Here is a 20,788-nt window from a genome sequence, read left to right as displayed (position 1 = left end):
GAGAAGGGTTGAGGGCGACCTCTACCTGGAAGGAAGAGGATGGTCGTAATGAATAACCTTCTTTTAATTTCTAGCTAAAAGGGAGAGGCTTTAAACGAATTCTTTCTGGTAGTTAACGATTTGAGATGCTCGCGGGCGATCGACATTACCTCCGCCATACTAATTTTAACCAGAACAATGCAACTCAACGCCGGAAAACTTCTTGGCTGGAGTTTAAGCAGCGCTCCAGCAGATACAGACAGATTTTGTCTTTAGTATGAAAATCTACTGTTTTTAAAGTTGCGTTAAGTTTTTATAAGAGCGGGTGCTTTGCCAAATATGTAGCGCCAGCGCCTAATCTAAAAAGTAATGTCACCTGCAAACAACTACCCAACACAATTTTGAGAGAGAACACAAATGCTTGAATCTTACCGCCATAACGCTGCCGAACGGGCCGCACTGGGAATTCCACCGCTGCCGCTAGACGCCCAGCAAACCTCAGAACTCTGCGAATTGCTCAAAAATCCGCCGCCTGGGGAAGAAGAAGCCTTAGTAGAATTATTGCGCGATCGCGTACCCCCAGGCGTAGACAGCGCCGCCTACGTCAAAGCAGGTTTTCTGACCGGCATTGCCAAAGGCGAAATCCACAGCCCCCTAATTGCTCCCAAATGGGCAGTTTACCTGCTGGGGACAATGATGGGAGGTTACAACGTCCAATCTTTAATCGATTTACTCCATCCTACTGCCGAAACAGCCATCCCCGCCACCGCAGCCCGCGCCTTGAGCAAAACGCTGTTAGTATTTGACGCCTTCCACGACATTCTCGCCCTGTCGGATACCAATCCCTACGCCAAGCAAGTCATAGATTCTTGGGCGGATGCCGAGTGGTTTACCGGCCGGCCCCAACTAGCCGAAGCCATTACCGTGACAGTCTTCAAAGTACCCGGAGAAACGAATACCGACGACTTGTCTCCGGCACCTCAAGCTACCACGCGGCCGGACATTCCCTTGCACGCTTTAGCGATGCTGGAAAGTAAGATGCCCCAAGCTCTGGAAACGATCGCCCAATTGAAGCAAAAAGGCCATCCCGTAGCCTACGTCGGCGATGTTGTCGGCACCGGTTCCTCGCGCAAATCAGCGATTAACTCAGTGCTGTGGCACATTGGCAATGATATTCCGTTTGTGCCAAACAAGCGCAGCGGCGGATATATTTTGGGAAGTGCGATCGCCCCGATTTTCTTCAATACTGCTGAAGATTCCGGCGCATTGCCGATCGAATGTGATGTCAGCAAAATGGAAACCGGAATGGTAATTACCATCCATCCCTACAAAGGAGAAATCACCAACGAAGCCGGAGAAATCATCTCCACCTTCACCCTCAAACCCGACACAATCACAGACGAAGTTCGCGCCGGCGGCCGCATTCCCCTATTAATTGGACGCACATTAACCGACAAAACCCGCGAAGCTTTAGGACTAGGAATTAGCCCGATTTTCACCCGTCCAACAATTCCTGCCGACACAGGTAAAGGCTTCACCTTAGCCCAAAAAATGGTAGGGAAAGCCTGCGGTTTAACAGGCGTGCGTCCCGGTACATCTTGCGAACCATTAATGACCACAGTCGGTTCCCAAGACACCACCGGGCCCATGACTCGCGACGAATTAAAAGAACTTGCTTGTTTGGGATTTAGCGCCGATTTGGTAATTCAAAGTTTCTGCCACACCGCGGCCTATCCAAAACCTGTTGATGTCAAAACTCACCACGAATTGCCCGATTTCATGGCACAGCGGGCGGGTATAGCTTTGCGTCCCGGAGACGGCATTATTCACTCTTGGCTCAACCGGATGTTATTGCCAGATACAGTAGGAACCGGCGGCGATTCTCACACACGTTTTCCTTTAGGAATTTCCTTTCCTGCGGGTTCGGGATTGGTGGCATTTGCTGCCGCCTTGGGCGTGATGCCTTTGGATATGCCGGAATCTGTTTTAGTGCGCTTCAAGGGTGAATTGCAGCCGGGAGTAACCCTGCGGGATGTGGTGAATGCAATTCCCTACGTGGCGATTCAAAAAGGTTTGCTGACAGTCTCAAAACAGAATAAGAAAAACGTCTTTTCGGGGCGGATCATGGAAATTGAAGGTTTGCCCGATTTGAAGGTCGAGCAGGCGTTTGAATTGACTGATGCCTCGGCCGAGCGTTCTTGCGCCGGATGCACGATTAAATTGAGCGTGGAGACTGTTTCTGAGTACATTCGCTCCAACGTCGCGCTGCTGAAAAACATGGTAGCGCGGGGCTATGAAGATGCGCGGACGATGATGCGCCGGGTGGCGAAGATGGAGGAATGGCTGGCTAATCCGGTGCTGCTAGAAGCTGATGCTGATGCGGAGTATGTTGAAATCATCGAGATCGATCTCAACGAGATTACTGAACCCATTGTGGCTGCACCGAATGACCCGGATAATGTTAAGTTGTTGAGTGAGGTTGCGGGCGATCGGGTTGACGAAGTATTTGTCGGTTCTTGCATGACAAATATCGGCCACTACCGCGCCACTGCGAAGGTGTTGGAAGGTGCAGGGGAAGTAAAAACTCGCCTGTGGATTTGTCCGCCAACTCGGATGGACGAACAACAACTAAAAGAAGAAGGTTATTACAGCATTTTTGGAGCGGCTGGAGCGCGGACGGAAATGCCGGGATGCAGTCTTTGTATGGGCAATCAAGCGCGGGTAAAAGATGCCACAACGGTTTTTTCAACTTCGACTCGCAATTTCAACAACCGGATGGGGAAAGACGCACAAGTTTATCTCGGTTCTGCGGAATTAGCTGCTGTTTGTTCGCTGTTGGGTCGCATTCCTACAGTCGCAGAATACATGGAGATTGTGGCGAAGAAAATCAATCCTTTTGCTGGTGATTTGTATCGATATTTGAATTTCGATCAAATTGCTGGTTTTGAGGATGAAGGGCGAGTGATTGCTGTGGAAGATATGCCGCGCATTGAGGATATTTTGGGGATTCCTGAAGGTGTGTTGAGCAAGTAGTTTCCTCGAAATTCAGTGAAATGGTTGTTTTGAACCGCAGATGTCAGCGGTTCAAAAAAATCCCAGAATCTGGATGAATTATCCTCGCCTTTGGGAGCATCTCAGTTGTGAATTTTTGCACAACTGAGATGCTCCCCCCGTCTTTTGTTTACAATATAAGTAGAGGCGAGTTCGATCGCCAATCTCTAATTCCCATCCAGGATATCGATCGACCTGCTGATTCATATAAATCCGATTGAGGAGAAAAAAAGTATGTCTGAACGAGCTTTAATCACTGAAAACCCTGAGATACCAACTTCAGCGCCAGAAATTCGCATTGGTAATGAAATGGTAGAGTTTCTCCGCGTCATTCAGCAAACTCCGAGAGAATATTGGCCGAATTTGCTTAAAATGATGAGGTTATTTCTGGAAACTGTGACAGTAAAGCCAGTCTTGTCCGAGCCTCCCCAGACATCGGAGAAAATTGACATTACTCAACTGTCGCTGGAGGAGCGGATACAAAGAAATCAAGGTGCAATTGAATTATTGCGATCGTGGCGAGAAGAGGATGACGAACAAGAGCAAAAAGAAATTGCGGAATGTCTAGAACAAGTGATAAATGAAGATCGGATGTCTGATCGACCCTTGTTTCAATGAGCAGAATAATTATTTTGGATTCTGGCCCATTAGGAATGGTAACAAACCCTCAAGCCAAACCTCCTTATTTGGAATGCCAACTTTGGCTAGACTCTTTACTACAAAATGGCGAAATGGTAATCCTGCCTGAAATTGCTGACTATGAGGTGCGGCGAGAATTGATTCGAGCGGGAAAAGAGAGAGGTATCAGAAAACTTGACCTATTCAAGAATGTCCTTACATACCGTCCTTTGACTTCGGAGGTAATGCTTTTAGCGGCTCAGTTGTGGGCTGACGCGAGAAGCAGAGGAAGACCAACCGCAGAACCCAATGCACTTGACGGGGATGTGATTTTGGCGGCTCAAGCAATATTGGAGGCAAGTGAAGGCAATGAGGTGGTAATTGCTACAACAAATGTGGGGCATTTATCGCAATTTGTGGATGCTCGCGACTGGCGGCTAATTCAGTAATGTTTAAATCGATCGCACTTACATTCTGATATACTTTCAACTATAGATATTTTTACATACACCGTTAGCGAGATCGACAGCATGGTGGAAACAGCGGACACAATCGAAAAAACGGACGATCGCACGCAAACCCGGTTTTGGGGTAAAGTTACAGTCATAGACGCGGGCGATCGTTACAAGATCAATCGCATCGAAGTCAAGCCGGGACACCACATCAGGACGCAAATGCACTATCACCGCAGCGAGCACTGGGTTGTCGTCTCCGGTACCGCTAAAGTGATCTGCGATGACAAAGAGACGATTCTCATGCAGAAACAGTCAACCTACGTTCCCATGAATACTGCTCACCGCGTGGAAAACCCAGGCGTGATTCCTCTGGTGATGATTGAAATCCAAAATGGCGAGTACCTCGGCGATGATGACATTATCCGTTTCGCCCAAGATGCTGACGAAGAAGATTGATCCGACATCAAAATATGAAGCAATCGCAGATGTCATATCAATTGCGGTTGCACCGTCAGGTGACTGTTGACTGTTAAGAGGGCCCGCACGCACCATCCACCGCCCCTACGGACTGTTGACTGTTGACTGTTGATTGTTGACTGTTGACTGTTGACTGTTGACTGTTGACTGTTGACTGTTGACTGTTGACTCGATTTTATTATTCCTATGCAACCGGAAACGATGTCAGGGAAAAGCGCCGCGCACCGAACAATTACCCACGCGGCGACAGGAAACGAGATAAATCCTACAATTATAACTGTAGGGGCCATTTCGGAAATGGCCCCTACAGGATGATATTAAGCTTGTTAAAAACGAGCATCTGATTTAGCAATTGGCGATATTCCTACGGTAAAGCAGCATTTTTCAAATCTACATTTGCCATATTTGCATTCATTAAATTAGCACCAGTCAAGTCCGAACCGTTCAAATTTGCACCAGTCAAATTAGCACCGGTCAAATTTGCATCCCGCAAGTTAACTCCCTGTACGTCGATTCCCGACAAACTGCCGCCTCTGAGGCTGACATTAGCTAAATTCGCTATAGACTGGCGAGCATTTCTCATATTGGCGCCAGCCAAATCGGCACCTTCTAAATTAGCGCCCACTAAATTAGCGTTGGTGAGGTTGGTATTTTTCAAGCTGGCAATTACTAAACCCGCCAGACTCAGATTAGCCTTGGTTAAATCAGCGCCCTGCAAATTTACTCCGTGCATTCTAGCGGCAATTAAACTCGCACCTTGCAATTTAGCTTGTTGCAGATTGGCTTCGTTCAGTTTTGCTTCATTGAGATTAGCACCGTTCAAATTAGCTCCGCTCAAATTCGCTCCGCTCAAGTCGGCTCCGCTGAGATCCATACCAGCAAGCTGCGCTCCTGTCAAGTCACACTTGGTACATTCTTTAGTTTCTAATAGTTGCTTGACTTGCAATACGTTTTCTGCTTTGACTCCAGAAGCAAAACCCATTGCAATCAGTAGCGCTGTTGTTGTTAAAATTCCAAATTTCATATACTCACCCTCGGCGATATCTCTCTTTTAATAATATCCCACATATTTCTAGAGGGTTGGGTGATCGGTCTCTTCGATAAACTGTGACAATCATCACCCTATTATGCACACAACATGATAAAATTATTGACGTTTCAATTCCTCAAAATCATTGTAAACAATTATTGCTTTTTCAGGAACCAAAAGGGAAAGGATTGCGTCGGTTCTAAACGGACGCCGCTGATGTTGTTCTGAGCAAAAGTATAGTCCTTATCCTGCCAAAGAGGGATGAAAGGTACATCTCTACCTAGTATGTCCTGAATTTCGCCAAACAAAGCTTTCCGGGTTTGGGGGTTTAATTCTTTGCGTTGCTTGTCGATAAGTTGATTTACTCGATCGCTATAATAAAACGAACCCTGACCCTGACTCGCACCCTTTTCGCACCCGGTGGCCACCGAACCCGTGTCACAATCCAAAAACGGCTGAATGTAATTGTCAGCGTCAAAAAAATCGGCGTACCAATCCACCAAAACCGCAGGATAAATCCCCTTCTCTATATTTTGAAACAAAGTCGGAGATTCAACGCTGTTAACTTCTACCTGCATTATCCCGTCCATTTTTAGCTTGGCTAGCGCCTCGATCGTACTCGCAACTAACGATCGCTTTGTGGAAGCAGAAGGATACCAAATTTGCAGAATAAAAGGATTGGCGGCCGAATATCCCGCTTTTGTTAACAATTCCTTGGCTTTGGCTGTGTTCGCGTCGCCGTAAAGTTCTTTAAACACGGGCTTGTTAACGTCGAAGGTTGTGGGAATCAGACTGTACAGTGGCTGGGCTTGTCCCCGAAGTACGCGATCGTTAATCAGGGGGCGATCCATCACGGAGGCGATCGCCTGTCTCACTTCTAACTTGTCCAACGGTTTAGACTTAGTATTCAGCGTCATATAACTAACTGTACTGCTTTCCCCCGCGATTTCCTGCCATTTCCCTTTTTTTGACCCCTCGTCTAAGCTGCGAACTTGGTCTGCATCCAGAGACAAATAAGCCACATCGATCGCACCTGTGCGAAAAGTATTGAACAAATTTGACGAACTAGAAAGTAGCAACAAATCAATTCCTTGATTGACAGGTTTTTCTCCCCAATACTTATCAAATGCGTCAAACTTCAGAGAATCGCTGCCGTACTTCGCCAGTTTGTAGCGTCCAGTTCCCACAAACGTATCGGGTTTAAATTTACCGTCTCCAATCTCGTAAGCTGTCGGAGAAATGGGACAAAGGCCGGCAAATGTCAGCATGGAAGGAAAAGCAGCAAAAGGCTTTTTGAGTTGAAAAGTTATTTCGTATTCGCCCGTCGCTTTCACCGATTCTACTGCATCGCCCAGCAAGAAAGATGGACGGCCACCATTTTTGATAAACCGCTGCAACGAAAATTCCATTGCTGCGGCGTTAAACGGTGTTTCGTCGTGAAAAGTCACGCCTTGACGCAGGGGAATTGTATATGTCAATCCGTCGTTGCTAATTTTTGGCATTGCGGTGGCCAAGCTGGGGATTAACTCAGTAGTTCCCGACTTGTAGGTGTAGAGAGTGTCGCCCAAGTTGCGTAGCAGTTGTCCTGATATAATTTCGTAAGCGTCTGCAGGGTCGATCGTCCGCAATTTCAAGGTTGTGCCGATCGTAACGCGATCGTTTTGGGGCGAATTGGGCGATCGAGAGGCCCTCTGGGAACAGCTTGCAGTTAACAAGCAGCACAGACAGAACAGAGCTATAACTTTAATCACTGAAGGTTTTATAGATATTCTCGGCTGTCGCTTGTTAATTGCCATCGTATTTTCTTGATACTCCAAATTACTCAATATATTATCAGGACTTACGCACTTTTAGACTAGAAATCCGGTTTCTTGGTAGATGTTTTACTACTCGTTCCCAGGAATAGCCTGGAAAGAAGTTAAGATTGGATCGCGCGTGCGGACTAAAGTCCACACTACGAACCGTATTTTTGAATTTTTTCCAAACGAGGCAGAGCCTCTGTATAGAACCCATTTGATATCTATTCTGCGTAAATCTCAGAAACCGGGTTGATCTCTATATTTCTGGTCACCCAACCAAAAAATCCAAGAATACCCGGTTTCTCGCCCCTTGCATAAATCTCAGAAACCAGTTTCTCTCTATATTTCTCGTCACCCCACCCAAAAACTCAAAGATGTCAAATGGGTTCTATATGGGTTTATTTCGCAGAGCCGGAGAACAAGTTAATCAACGACTAATGACTAGCCTTCGACTTTGCGAGCAGCTAAAATAACCAATAACAACTAACCAATAACAACTAACCAATAACAACTAACAACTAACCAACAACCAACAACCAATAACCAACAACCAACAACCAACAACCAATAACCAATAACCAACAACCAATAACCAACAACTAAAGTCCCTTGAGGAGCGATCGCCAATCCCGACAGCGTTTGAGGTAAATGCGAGCTACCCGATCGCTCGGATTTGTCCGCAAACACTCTTCAAACAATTTTCCCGCTTCTCGGAACTCCTTGCGATCGCACAATAACATCGCTTCAGTATATACAGGCAAATTTGCTAGCTTTGCCCCCAGAATTTCCGCAGGATCTGCATCAAAGACCTCATAGACTATAACATATTGAGATTTTCCTTTAACCTGTACTTTATCCACAATCCGAATAGCATAATCAGCAGGATTTCGCAACCGTTCCAAAGTCTGCTGAGAAATTAACAGAGGTACGCCGTAATCTTTAGTCAATCCTTCAATCCGAGATGCCAAATTAACAGCATCGCTAATCACAGTGGTGTCCATTCGGCTTGCGCCGCCGACTGTCCCCAGCATCAAAGAACCCGAATTGATACCAATGCCAATTTGAATTGGGATGTAGCCGACACTTTGACGGTGTTGGTTGTAATCAGTCAGGGTGTGTAGCATCGCAATACCAGCTTTCACAGCATCATCAGCACAGTCACTAAATAAAGCCATAATTGCATCGCCGATGTATTTATCTATAAAGCCATTATTGCTAGTAATAGCCGGCTCCATCCGCGAGAGGTAAGCATTGATAAAATTGAAATTTTCTTGCGGTGTCATAGTTTCCGAAAGCGTCGTGAAGTTGCGGATATCGCCAAATAACACCGACATTTCCTCCTGCACTTGGTCGCCTAAATTAACATCAAGAATACTTTCATATCCCAATAAATTTAAAAATTGATGCGGCACAAATCGCCCGTAGGCATCGGTTGAGTCTGATTCAACATCCAGAGATGTTTCTAAATTTTGATTGACTTCAAATAGTTTTTTAATCAATTCGTGACGGTCGGTTTCAGCTTGTTTGCGTTTCGTGATATCTTGAAAAATTGCGATCGCAAAAGCAACTTTACCAGCCTCGTCAAAAATTGGTGTTCCCCAACCTTCAATAGGAATTTTACGGTCTGGTTGATGAACTTCCATATCGTCAGCAGTCGAACTTTCACCCCTAAAAGCTCGAACGATCGGCAAATTATCGAAAGGGTAAATAGTATCAGTTCCCGCGATATAAATTTGATAAATATCTGACAATTTATCAACTGCATTTAAGGGCAAAACTCCTTTACCGAGTAACTGCTGTCCGGCGTGATTGACGTAGTAAGGTTTGCCTTCAGAATCGAGCACGGCTACGCCTATTGGAATCGCTTCCAGAAATTGAGCCAGCTTAATTTCGCCTTCCCGCACCGCCTCCAATGCCCGATCGCGCAACTGGGTTTCAACCGTATCAGAATGTTGAGCAGTAGTTTCCAGCAAGATTTTCAGATCTGCTTTTTCCTCCTTCAAGTCTGCCACTTGCTGGCGCAATCTTTCTATCTCTAAAAGTAGCTGTTCTCTAGATGGTTGTTCTTCCAGCATAACCCGAGAATTTGCACCTCTACTAACAGAAAATTGCTCAACAGCCTGCATCATAAAAGTAACCATGTGTCTATACTAATTCCAACTGCAAACCAGGCATCAGGCGTGGCAAATTCTTCAACGATTTACCCTCCCAAGCTATGGGTTGAGAGCCTTGTGCTGCCATTTGCACTAGAGCTTTTTTGCGCTGCTCGATTATAAACTTCGACAGCATATTTATGCCCGAACTGTTCAAAAATTCTAACTGCTGCAAATTTAGGGTAATTTTCGCCGGTTCGGAGTCTGGCACCTCGCCGAGCAACTGTGCTATCGGCGCGTACTCCCCAAGCCTGCTCAGCCTGAGAGAGCCAACAAAACTCACGGTTGCCGTTGCTGGATCGTAGCAGGTATGGTAATCTTGTGTCTGAATTTCCATTGTCACGAAAAAGTCCCTTAGATATTAAGGTAAATTTTTGAGGATAGCTCAGCCGATTCATTAAAGGGATTGCGAGGGATTTTTTGTTCATAATCGATTTATTTCAACAATATCTTACTAAAAAAGTAGCGATCGCTACTAAAGTATTTTTGACTCCGCCCAACAACGGATACAGGCTGCCGCAGGACTGTGGAAAGTTCAAAATCTTAGACTTTTGTAACACTTTCGCACTCTTTGGTGATAAACCGCGTTTGACGGGTAAAAATATTGCATCCAGACCTTGAATCCCGATCAAAACGCGGTTTATGTGGCATTGATGCGTCTAGCACTGTTTGCTTAAACCTCCGGTAATTCATCTAAAATATAAAATATAAAATCTACAATCTCAAATATAAAATATAAAATCTACAATCTAAAAACGACGCTTCGATCGCACTTTAAGAATAAAATGCTACAATGAAAATAATTGGCTGAAGTTGTAATGCCTGCCCGTTCTGCGGAAACAGATTGTGCTGCATCGGTTTGAGAGCGCTGGCTCAGCTCGTCTCCCACAGTCTAAAACACCTTTAGTAGTTTTGGGACAATCGATAGTTATTTGTACTGAGATTCTCGACCACCATCAGATTCTTTTCAGAATATTTACTTAGGGCTAAATTTTTCTAGATACCCGCAGATTAAAAGTAAAAATTAATTAATAACTCGGTAGTGCAATTTTCTTGAAACATCAGTATCGGCAGCGAGGATAAAATACTTGTGCCGCACCGGCCCTCAAGTTGGTTCTGCACAAAGCAATAAACGGCAGCAACAGCAGTATCTAAATAAACATTTCAGTTATGGACGCATCTAGACCCAAAAAACCCGATTTCTGACTACCGGTGCGTCCGGGACTGTATTTGCTTTTGAGCGATCGCTCTCGATCGCGCATCGTGTAAAGTGAGGCAGAAGACCCATGATCAAACGAATCTCCAAAAATAACTCTCAAAAAAATCAAAACCGAACGCACAAGCAACCGAATCCTTTGATATTGGCTGTCGTCCTGACAGGAATTATGGTTTGGGAAATTTATCCGCCGCTCGTACATAGCGCGGAGGCTAACGCGGCCGCTCTCAAAGATTCCCTCCCCCGGTGGGAAAGCCCAGAGCAGTCAACGGCGGTTTCTCAAAAAATTAGCTCTTCCCGATTAGCACTAAATAGTTTAATTTCCTCTCCCGACAATTTGGCAGAAAACGCGCGCCCAAATCCTCCGAACCAATTGCCGGCAACTGTAGCAGCAGCAGTTCGCCAAGATTTGTCGCGCCAAACTGGAATTGCTGCTGACAAGTTGAAAGTAACTGAATCGAAACTGCAAAGTTGGCCGAATACTTGTTTGGGGCTGGCGAAGGCTGATGAAATTTGCGGTCAAATGATTGTGGAAGGTTGGCGGGTTGTAGTTTCTGACGGCGGCAAAACCTGGGTTTACCGCACCAATACTAGGGGAAATATGTTGCGCTTGGAAAAGAAATAATATCAATTCCGGTTGCACTCATACATGACTGTTGACTGTTGACTGTTAACTGTTAACTGTTAACTGTTGACTGTTAACTGTTGACTGTTGACTGTTGACTGATAATTTCAATTTCCCAGTCTTCTTCCACCCGCTGGCCTAACGTTCGGCTAAGCTCAGTCGAGTCGCGGGTGTAAGCCAAGTACAGAGGCGGTTTCAACCGCTGTCTTATTTGGGAAGTTGATTTCTTTCGATGATGCCGCCGCCCAACAGCACGTCTCCGTCATACCAAACAGCGGCTTGTCCGGGGGTAATGCTCAACTGCGGTTCGTCAAAAATTATTTTGACTCTTGTACCGCAGGCTTTTTCGTCGGCTTGGGAGGTTTCTACAGGAATAATTGTAGCGGGGACGGGTTGCGATCGATAGCGAATCTGTACAGAAGCCCGAATCGGAGCAGTCGGTGCGGCTACAGAAACCCAATTTACTTTCTGGACATTGCATTCAGATTCTACTGCCAACTGGCGATCGCCCACAATTACCCGATTGCCAGCAGCATCGAGTTCAATCACGTACAGCGCTTGGGCCGCAGCAATGCCGAGGCCTTTCCGCTGGCCGATGGTGTAGTGGTGCACGCCGTCGTGCTGTCCGAGTACCCGGCCCGCCTTGTCAACAATGTCACCCCTATGCGGCGCGATGTACTTGTCCAGAAAAGCCCGCATCGAACCGTTGCTTTCCACCAAGCACAAATCTTGACTTTCCGGCTTGTCGGCAGTGCTCAAGCCAAATTCCGCCGCGATTCTGCGAGTTTCTGTCTTGGTAATTTCCCCCAAGGGAAACTCCGTACCGGCAAGTAAATCTTGTGTTAAATCGTACAAGAAATAAGACTGGTCTTTGCCAGGGTCGATCGCCCGTAGCAACTGATAGCGACCCGTAGCAGTATCATAGGTAATGCGAGCGTAGTGTCCCGTCGCAATCTTTTCAATTCCTAATTCTTCGCGAGCATACTTGAGCATCGGCCCAAACTTCACAGTTTTATTGCACTGCGAACAAGGCAAAGGCGTCACTCCTGCACTGTAACCGTCCACCAAATAATCGACAATACTTGCTTGAAAGACCTCGCGGCTGTCCACAATGTGGTGAGGAACGCCCAAATCTTCGCAAAGTTTAGCGGCATCGACCATTCCCTCAGAGCAGCACTGACCTTTGCCTTTCATCAGCCACAGCGTTAAACCCACCACTTCATAGCCCTGATGGTGTAAAATTGCGGCTGCTGCGGAACTATCGACCCCGCCGGAGAGGCCTACAACAATCTTGTTCATGATTCGGAGAGAATTTGCTATTTTACTGTTACTTTGTGCGATCGAGCTAATCGATTATACCACAAGTATACTACAAAATGGTACTGCTGCTGTTAGCTGAAATTTTAGCACTAATAAGTAAAGCCACCTAATTAAACGTAAAATACCGATCGCTCAAAGGCTTACTGCGTATCTCTTCCTTCTTCCCTCTTCCTTCTTCCCTCTTCCCTCTTCCTTCTTCCTTCTTCCGACAAACTTACATCCGTTACATCCGTTACATCCGTTAAATCCCGTACATTGCTCGTTGCCGAACTTTCTTCTTCCTTCTTCCTTCTTCCTTCTTCCCTCTTCCCTCTACTTATGACTATTCAAAAATTTGTTGTCACCGCCGACCAAATGCGGCAAATAGAAGCCAGAATATTTGCTGCTGGAATGCCAGTAGCAGCTTTAATGGAAAAAGTCGCCGGATTGATTGCTAAACGCATTCAGGCGCTCTTGAAGGAAGAGGAAAGTTCGGTAACAAGCAATGTACGGGATTTAACGGATAGCAGGAAAAGGGAAGAAGGGAAAAAGATTGTTAATTCGGCCTTCCCAGCGATAGGCGTATTAGTTGGGCCAGGACATAACGGCGGCGATGCTTTGGTTGTGGCTCGCGAATTGCACTTTCAAGGATTTCCCGTAGTTATTTACTGCCCGTTTTCTAAGCTTAAAGAACTCACAAAAAGTCATGCTGATTATGCCCGTTATTTAAAAATTCCCTTTGTTGACAAAGTTGAATCGCTGAACAACTGCGATTTACTAATTGATGGTTTATTTGGGTTTGGATTGGAACGAGAAATTACTAATTTCACAGCCGCAGCTATTGAGCAAATAAATAATTTAAACATACCCATTTTTAGTATAGATATTCCATCGGGAATTCATACAGATACCGGAGCAGTTTTGGGGACTGCAATCAGGGCAAAACATACATTGTGTTTGGGATTGTGGAAAATGGCTTTTCTGCAAGACCAAGCGTTAGAATATATCGGCAGTTGTGAATTAATTGATTTTGATATTCCCGTCGAAGATATTGCAGCAATATTGGGTGATTCGCCAGCAATCCAACGCATTGCCAAAACATTGGCGATCGAGCATTTGCCCTTGCCCCGATCGCCAATTTCGTACAAATACACCAACGGTCACTTGCTAATTATTGCAGGTTCCCGCCGCTACACCGGAGCCGCAATTTTGTCAGCGTTGGGAGCAAGAGCAAGCGGTGTCGGAATGCTGTCAATTGCTGTTCCTGAGTCGATTAAACCGATGTTGAGCAGTCATTTGCCAGAGGCTTTAGTTATCGGATGTCCTGAAACTTCAAGCGGTGCAATTAGCGAGTTGCCGGTAGCAATAGATTTGAGCAGTTACGATGCGATCGCCGCTGGGCCCGGTCTGACATTGGAAGCCGCGATCGCTGTAGAATCTCTACTGGATAGCGATCGACCTCTGGTTTTAGATGCCGACGGTTTAAATATCCTCGCTCAACTCGGCACAATCCCGATTTTGTCGGAACGCTCAGCACTGACAATTATCACGCCTCACCCGGGCGAATTCAAGCGTTTATTTCCCGATCTAGCAGCCTCCGCAGGGGACGATCGAATTGCCGCAAGTCAAGCAGCAGCTAAGCTTTGCGGTGCAGTCGTGTTGTTCAAAGGAGCCAAGGTTTGCATAAGTTGGAAGGATGAGGGCGATTCCCTGCGGGATAGCTACGCTTCACGTACCATCACCTACCTCAATCCCGAAAGCACCCCAGCCTTAGCTAGAGGGGGCAGCGGCGACGTTCTCACGGGCTTGTTAGGGGGACTGTTAGCAGGTGCGTTAGCGAAGCCCTCGAAGAGGATCGCCCGCAAATCCCCAGCTCAAGCAGTGGCAGCAACAGCAGTTTGGTGGCACGCTCAAGCCGCAATCATGGCAGCCAAAGAACGGACAGAATTAGGAGTAGATGCCTTTACATTGACACAGTATTTAATTCCTACATTACGAGAATTTTAAGGGCGATCGTCCTACTCGCTGCCATAAATTCGTATCGCACACCGGGAGCACTTGGCTTTTCCTAAGTCGCTAATTCTCCTTGATAGGAATGCTGTGCACCGGAAGGGCGATCGCAAATTCTGTTCCCATTCCCGGTAGTGAACAACATTCTAACGTTCCGCCGTGTTTTTGGGTGACTATATCGTGAGAAATTGGTAGTCCAAATCCGGTTCCTTTGCCTTCTGCTTTCGTTGTAAAGAATGGCGTAAACAATTTTTCTTTGATATTTTCTGGCATTCCAATTCCATTGTCAGCTATCCGAATGTTGACGGTAGAATTGATCTGTTTTTCGCTCAAGTTGGCAACAGAGGTCGAAATTGTAATCGTATTCGGGTTGCTCTCAATCTCTTTGTAGGTTTTACCAACATTAGATTCTTCCAGAGCATCGATCGCGTTGGCTAGCAAATTCATAAATACCTGATTTAGTTGCCCCGGATAGCATTCTATTTGAGGCAATTCCCCGTAATTTTTGATGATTTTAATGGCAGGGCGATCGCCAGATGCTTTCAACCGATGTGCTAAAATCATTAATGTGGTATCAATTCCTTCATGAAGATTGGCCGGTTTTTTCTCAATCCCATCGCTACGCGAATAATTTCGCAAAGATTGCATGATATCGCCAATACGATCCGTTCCCAATCTCATCGAGTCAATCATCTTCGGCAAATCTTCTACTAAATATTCTAATTCAATCGCTTCTATTTCATCTAAAACTTGTGGCCCTGGCTCGGGAAAGTTGTCTTGATAAATTTGGAGTAAATTTATTAAATCGCTAACATATTCTTTGGCATGATGCAAATTGCCAGAAATAAAGCTGACGGGATTGTTCACTTCGTGCGCCACTCCAGCCACGAGTTGTCCGAGTTGCGAGATTTTTTCTGTTTGAATTAATTGTGCTTGAGCTTGTTGCAATTGAACGAGTGTTGCTTCTAAATCTTCAGCTTTTTGTCTCAATTGATCTTCCGATGTTTGCAGAGCTTTTTCGGCGCGCTTGCGATCGCTAATATCCCGATTAATCGCCAAGCCGTGGGGTTTGCCACCGTATTCTAAAAAGTTTCCTTTTAGCTCAATATCGCACAGCGTACCGTCTTTTCTCCGTATGATAGCTTGACAGGTAAATTCTTCGCCTCGGCTGACAGTTTGTTGGAATTCGACGAATGAATTCACATACTCTGGAAGAATATAATCTGGCGGATTTAACTGCAAAAACTCTTGCTCAGAATAGCCAAATATTTGACTGAGTGCGGGGTTAGCTGCAATGACTTTACCAGTCTGCAAATCTATCAGCGAAAGTCCGTCTACTACTGCCTCAAATATGCTGCGGTACTCCTGTTCTTTTTGGATAAGTTCGACTTGGGACTGTTGCAGGCTTTCGAGAGATTCAGCCAACTCGCGGGATTTGTGTTGTTCCCTGGCGTAGATGCGGGCGTTTTCAATGGCGATCGCCGCTTGTGACGTTAATAACTGCAACAGTTCCAGGCGATCGCGCGTAAATGCTCCTGTTGCCAGATTATTCTCTAAATACACAACGCCAATCAACTTGGTTTGATACAAAATAGGCGCGCATAAAATCGATTTTGGTTGGCAATTTTGAATGTAACTATCCGCTTGGTAAATTGTTTCTTGACTTGCATCGCTCAATACCAGTGGTTGCTGAGTTATCCCAACATACTTGACTAGAGAAATAGGAACATCTGAACTGTTTTCAAGCAGCATTGACTCCTGAAAGGTTGCTGAGTCATGCAGGTTAGTATCCGAGACTTCAACAAACAGTTGCCCGTCTCTTTCTAAAATAATACAGCCTTTCTGTGCGCCAGCATTTTCTAAGATGATTTGCAGCAGTTTTTTTAACAACTTTTCTAAAACAATTTCACTATAAATTGCCCCAGAGGATTTGATTACCGTTGCTAAATCCAAGAGATTAGCATGACTAGATGTACTCGTAGTTACAGTTGCACCGATCCGCGACTCGACAGTTTCAGGAAATAAATTCCCATAGTATTGTTCGAGTTGGCGGACTTTCGCTGTTGCGCCCCACTGGATGTAGCAAACTCTGGCATTGCTGAGATAATTTTTGACGAAAATCAGCCGATTTTGGGATAAATAAAATCGGGCAGCTAATTCATTAACGAGTGCGGCATCTTGAATGAAGCCGTTTTCTATTGCGAGGGCGATCGCACTATCGTAGCATTCTGCCGCCTCATACTTTTGTCCCGACAACCGCCCCGCTTCCGCCCGGATGGCTAAATATTTGTGCTGGTAATTTGCAGGGCAGTTTTTCGCAAACTCTAGAAGTTCTTCCAGGCAAATGTTAAGCTGTTCTAGGTATAGTTGGCGATCGCCCTCGCTGGCATTTGTACAAGCAGCAGCAAGGGCTATAGCCCGGTGGAAGCAAAAAACCGGACTCAGAAAAACGCCCGCAGCACCTGCCAAAAATTTAACACCCATATTGGCATATTCTAATGCTCGATCGACCTCGCCAAACCAATTCGCCACGGTTAGTCTGTAGAGATAAACCATAAAAGAAGTCATCAAATCTGCCGAGGCTTCAGCAAATTCTAATAGCGACTCTTCGTCGATGAAAGTTAGGGGGTTTTCTACACTCTCGGCAGCACGAGTAAGCCGAGCAATTGCCGATTTATTGAGCATAAAAAATGCTAGCATATTGCGGTCAATTTTTTGCAAAATCGGTAAAAATTCCTCAATAACTGCGGTGGTTTTTTGCAGCGATTCATTGCCGTAAAAGCTGAACCAAAGACAATTAATCGCAGCATATCCCGACCACTGATAAGCACCTGTCTCTAAACCGCTATTAAAAGCTTTGAGGACAAAAACCTTGGACTCATCAATATGTTTGATGTAGTGCAAACAAGCCCCCCACAGCAAGAAAATATAAGCACTTAACTCTTTAGCATCCCAGCGTTCGTAGAGAGTTAAACCCAGTTCTCCTGCTGCCAAACCAGCCTCAATTTCGCCATATTTAACAATCAAAGTAAAGGCATACACAATGTAGCCAAAGGCGGAAATCCGGCAATTTCCGTGTTCGATTGTCGCCTGCACCAACTCGATCGCGCACAAAAATTGAGCGTTGGGACTGGTAAAGTAAGCAATGGGGTAAAGTTCTTTCAAAATCCGGTGGGCGGCGAGTTGCAGGGGATCGGTGAGTGTTGGTAAATCGGCTAAATTGGCGATCGAACCCCCAATCATCTCCTTTGTCTTTGCCAACTCCCGCAGCAAATACCCATCATCCGGGTCAGCTTCAAACTCAATTCCCAACAATTGTAGCGTTTCGATACCTAACTGATAAGCCGCAGGCAAATCATTTTTCATCCGCAGACAAGTCATTTTCAACTCATTAATCCGACACCGTTCTAACAATGTCTGAGTATGAGGCAAAATAAAGTCTAGAATTGCCAAAGCTTCGTCATTTTTCCCATTCAAATATTCAGCTTCGCCCAATTCAAAATACAGCGCCCAAGTTAACGCATAATTATCTTCCCAGCTTTGTGCCGGCAAACAGTTGCAGCCCGACTGGAAAAAACTCAGCGCCGTTTCAAACGCAGAAGCAGCTTTCGCAGTTTTGCCAGCCTGCCAATTTAACTCAGCTAATTCATACTTTTCGCTCAACTCGCAAATCAACCCGCCAGCAAAATTCAAATGATTGACAATATCAAAAATTCGTTCTTGCCGTTGGGCTGCGGTACTTCTGTGCAACAACAAACGCCCGATCGCCAAATGAACAGGTTCTTTCTGTGCGTCAGGAATCATAGCATAAGCAGCTTGTTGAACGCGATCGTGCATAAATTTGTAGCACACATCTCCAGCCGCTATCCCCAACTTTTCCAACTCTTCCGGCTCAAATACTTGCGGAATCCGATAGCTATTACCTACAGGTAAAATCAAGCCCACCTGCAACGCTTCCCACAAATCCTGCGCTGTTTGAGTCCAAGATTGTCCGCTAGCCACCGACAGCACATCCAAACTAAACTGATTGTCTGTACAAGCCGCTAATTGCAAAATTCGCTGGGTTGCAGTTGACAAAGTTTTAATTTTATTCACCATCAAATCAACAACGTTTTCCGAGATATCCTGCCCTTCAATATATTTAATGTCCCACTGCCACTGGGCAGCCTGCTGGTCAAATCTCAACCAGCCTTTTTGATGCAAATATTTCACCAATTGTTTGAGAAAAAATGGATTTCCGTCAGTTTTTTGCACGAGAAAATTCGCCAGCGGACTCGCTGTTTCAGCAGCACATCTCAAAGTTTCAGCAATTAGTTGAATGGCGCTGTCAATTGTTAGCGGTTCTAAAGTAATAGCTGTTATCGGAATGCCAGCGGCTCGAATTGCCTCATTTGCTAGCATAAATGGATGCGTCGAACCGACTTCGTTATCCCGATAAGCCACAATTACTAGCAAGTAAGGAATTTTTGCGAGGCCATTTTGTTGATATAAATTGACTGTTGCAGCATCTATCCACTGGCAGTCGTCGAGAAACATTACTAAGGGATGTTCGGCGGTGGCAATTGCTTGAAGTAACTGCTGCATCACTCGGTTGAAGCGGTTTTGAGATTCGATCGCCCCGAGTTCTGCTACGTCTGGTTGCGGGCCTAAAATTAACTTTAATTCGGGGATGGCTTCGATCGCAATTCGAGCATTCGCATCCAAAACTCGCAGCAATTTTTCTCGCCACAACTCAATTTGAGCTTGGCTTTCAGTCAAAATCTGCTGCACCAAATTCCGCAGGGCTTGATTGAAACAAGCATAGGGAACATTGCGCTTGAATTGGTCAAATTTGCCCGAAACCAAGTATCCGCGCTGCCTGGTTAAATTACGCAGAATTTCGTGGACTAATGCTGATTTGCCAATCCCGGAATAGCCACCTACCAAGACAATTTCACCGCTGCCTTTGCTGGCGCGATCGAAGGCTTGCAATAATTGTGCTATTTGTTTTTCTCGCCCGTAAAGTTTTTGCGGAATTAACAACTGACTCATGGCATCTAGTTGTCCGGGAATAAAATTAGAAATTTTCCCTGAATCCTCGACTTGATTTTGGCAGCGTTCTAAATCTGCTAACAATCCGGTTGCTGTTTGATACCTGTCTTCGGCATTTTTTGCCATCAGTTTTTCCGCAATTTGGGTCAAAACTGGGGGAATTTGCGGATTTAATTGTTGAAGGGGAATTGGTTGTTTGGCAATGTGACAGTGGACTAATTCCAGCGGATCTTTGCTGTCAAATGGCAATTTTCCTGTCAGCAATTCGTAAAAGGTGACACCTAGAGAGTAGAAGTCGCTGCGGTAGTCTACAGCGCGATTCATCCGCCCGGTTTGTTCCGGCGACATATAGGCGACGGTTCCTTCTAGGCGATCGGGATTTGTTAAGTTTGGCGTTTCTTTGTTTAACCGCGAAGCAATGCTAAAATCTGCAATTTTTACTTGCATTGTTGCGGAGTTTATAATAATATTAGCTGGCTTGATGTCTTTATGAATAATGTGATTTTGATGCAGGAATACTAAAGCTTTTGCTAATTGGATGGCGATGTTTAAGAATTGGGCGATCGGCAATTGGTAAAGTGCGGTTGCTGCTGCGGTAACATTTGTGCTGCTGGCTGCATTCTGGGCCCTTGCTATCCACTGTTCGAGGGAGATGCCGCCAAAATCTTCTAAGACTAATACCAAGCAATTCGGGTGAGTTTCTAGGCGATCGACTTTGACGGTATACTGGCAATCGAGATTTACGGCGATCTGATATTCGTGTTTTAAGCGAGTTATTTGTTCTAGGGTAGGATATTCTGTATTTAAAACTTTGAGGATGGCAGGCTGTCGGTTTTTCAGCGACACCGCCCGATAAATAACCGTGTTAGTTCCTTGATGGATGAGTTCTTGCAAGTCATAGTCAGAAATCCTTAAAGCTGGCAGCATAATTTTTGATTCCTGTCAGTATATTGGTTTCTAATTCTAGAGTTCACCATGCTGAATACAAAAAACAGAGACAAATTACCGAGATAAAAAGATTAAAAGACTACCTATTTAAACCAGG

General features: G+C 45.4%; 12 protein-coding genes. 6 read left to right on the top strand and 6 right to left on the bottom strand.

Annotated elements, in window-relative coordinates; translation table 11 throughout:
- The first annotated feature begins 396 nt into the window (after positions 1–396).
- The 4 genes from acnB (at position 397) to QUB13_RS25340 (ending at position 4,559) form a co-directional block, all read left to right on the top strand.
- The gene (gene acnB / locus QUB13_RS25355; RefSeq protein ID WP_333386449.1) at positions 397–3,012 is read left to right on the top strand and encodes a bifunctional aconitate hydratase 2/2-methylisocitrate dehydratase; all 2,616 of its coding nucleotides are present in this window, start codon (positions 397–399) and stop codon (positions 3,010–3,012) included.
- 252 nt (positions 3,013–3,264) lie between these two features.
- Positions 3,265–3,648, top strand: coding sequence for a hypothetical protein (locus QUB13_RS25350; protein ID WP_333386446.1), 384 nt, complete (start codon positions 3,265–3,267; stop codon positions 3,646–3,648).
- Positions 3,649–3,662: 14 nt separating this feature from the next.
- Positions 3,663–4,097: a nucleic acid-binding protein gene (locus tag QUB13_RS25345; protein WP_333386444.1), complete on the top strand. Its 435-nt coding sequence runs from the start codon at positions 3,663–3,665 to the stop codon at positions 4,095–4,097.
- 81 nt (positions 4,098–4,178) lie between these two features.
- Positions 4,179–4,559, top strand: coding sequence for a cupin domain-containing protein (locus QUB13_RS25340; protein ID WP_442922204.1), 381 nt, complete (start codon positions 4,179–4,181; stop codon positions 4,557–4,559).
- Between the two features lie 385 nt (positions 4,560–4,944).
- Here the strand turns inward: QUB13_RS25340 and QUB13_RS25335 are convergent, their stop codons facing one another.
- From QUB13_RS25335 to QUB13_RS25320, 4 genes are all read right to left on the bottom strand, one after another.
- Positions 4,945–5,604, bottom strand: coding sequence for a pentapeptide repeat-containing protein (locus tag QUB13_RS25335; protein WP_333386441.1), 660 nt, complete (start codon positions 5,602–5,604; stop codon positions 4,945–4,947).
- A gap of 161 nt (positions 5,605–5,765) precedes the next feature.
- Positions 5,766–7,406 carry an ABC transporter substrate-binding protein gene (locus QUB13_RS25330; protein WP_333386469.1) on the bottom strand — a complete coding sequence of 547 codons (1,641 nt, stop codon included), beginning with the start codon at positions 7,404–7,406 and terminating at the stop codon, positions 5,766–5,768.
- Between the two features lie 602 nt (positions 7,407–8,008).
- Positions 8,009–9,484 (bottom strand): adenylate/guanylate cyclase domain-containing protein, encoded by a 1,476-nt coding sequence (locus tag QUB13_RS25325; protein WP_333386438.1) that lies wholly within the window; start codon positions 9,482–9,484, stop codon positions 8,009–8,011.
- 70 nt (positions 9,485–9,554) lie between these two features.
- Positions 9,555–9,899, bottom strand: coding sequence for a slr1659 superfamily regulator (locus tag QUB13_RS25320; RefSeq protein WP_333386435.1), 345 nt, complete (start codon positions 9,897–9,899; stop codon positions 9,555–9,557).
- Positions 9,900–10,848: 949 nt separating this feature from the next.
- Between QUB13_RS25320 and QUB13_RS25315 the strand changes: the two genes are divergently transcribed.
- Positions 10,849–11,403 (top strand): hypothetical protein, encoded by a 555-nt coding sequence (locus tag QUB13_RS25315; protein WP_333386433.1) that lies wholly within the window; start codon positions 10,849–10,851, stop codon positions 11,401–11,403.
- A gap of 207 nt (positions 11,404–11,610) precedes the next feature.
- Here the strand turns inward: QUB13_RS25315 and mnmA are convergent, their stop codons facing one another.
- The gene (gene mnmA, locus QUB13_RS25310) at positions 11,611–12,702 is read right to left on the bottom strand and encodes a tRNA 2-thiouridine(34) synthase MnmA (protein WP_333386430.1); all 1,092 of its coding nucleotides are present in this window, start codon (positions 12,700–12,702) and stop codon (positions 11,611–11,613) included.
- Between the two features lie 339 nt (positions 12,703–13,041).
- Here mnmA and QUB13_RS25305 point away from each other — a divergent pair, with 339 nt between their 5' ends.
- The gene (locus tag QUB13_RS25305) at positions 13,042–14,709 is read left to right on the top strand and encodes an NAD(P)H-hydrate dehydratase (protein ID WP_333386427.1); all 1,668 of its coding nucleotides are present in this window, start codon (positions 13,042–13,044) and stop codon (positions 14,707–14,709) included.
- A 69-nt stretch (positions 14,710–14,778) separates the two neighbouring features.
- On the opposite strand, the gene QUB13_RS25300 is transcribed toward QUB13_RS25305, so the two are convergent.
- Positions 14,779–20,670, bottom strand: a complete 5,892-nt coding sequence (locus QUB13_RS25300; RefSeq protein ID WP_333386424.1) for an AAA family ATPase — start codon at positions 20,668–20,670, stop codon at positions 14,779–14,781.
- Positions 20,671–20,788 lie beyond the last annotated feature (118 nt).

This window comes from Microcoleus sp. B4-D4, from assembly GCF_036705185.1.
In the GTDB taxonomy this organism is placed as follows: Bacteria; Cyanobacteriota; Cyanobacteriia; order Cyanobacteriales; family Microcoleaceae; genus Microcoleus.
The sequence above is the reverse complement of the archived record's forward strand: the minus strand, read 5'-3'. Positions and strand labels throughout refer to the sequence as shown.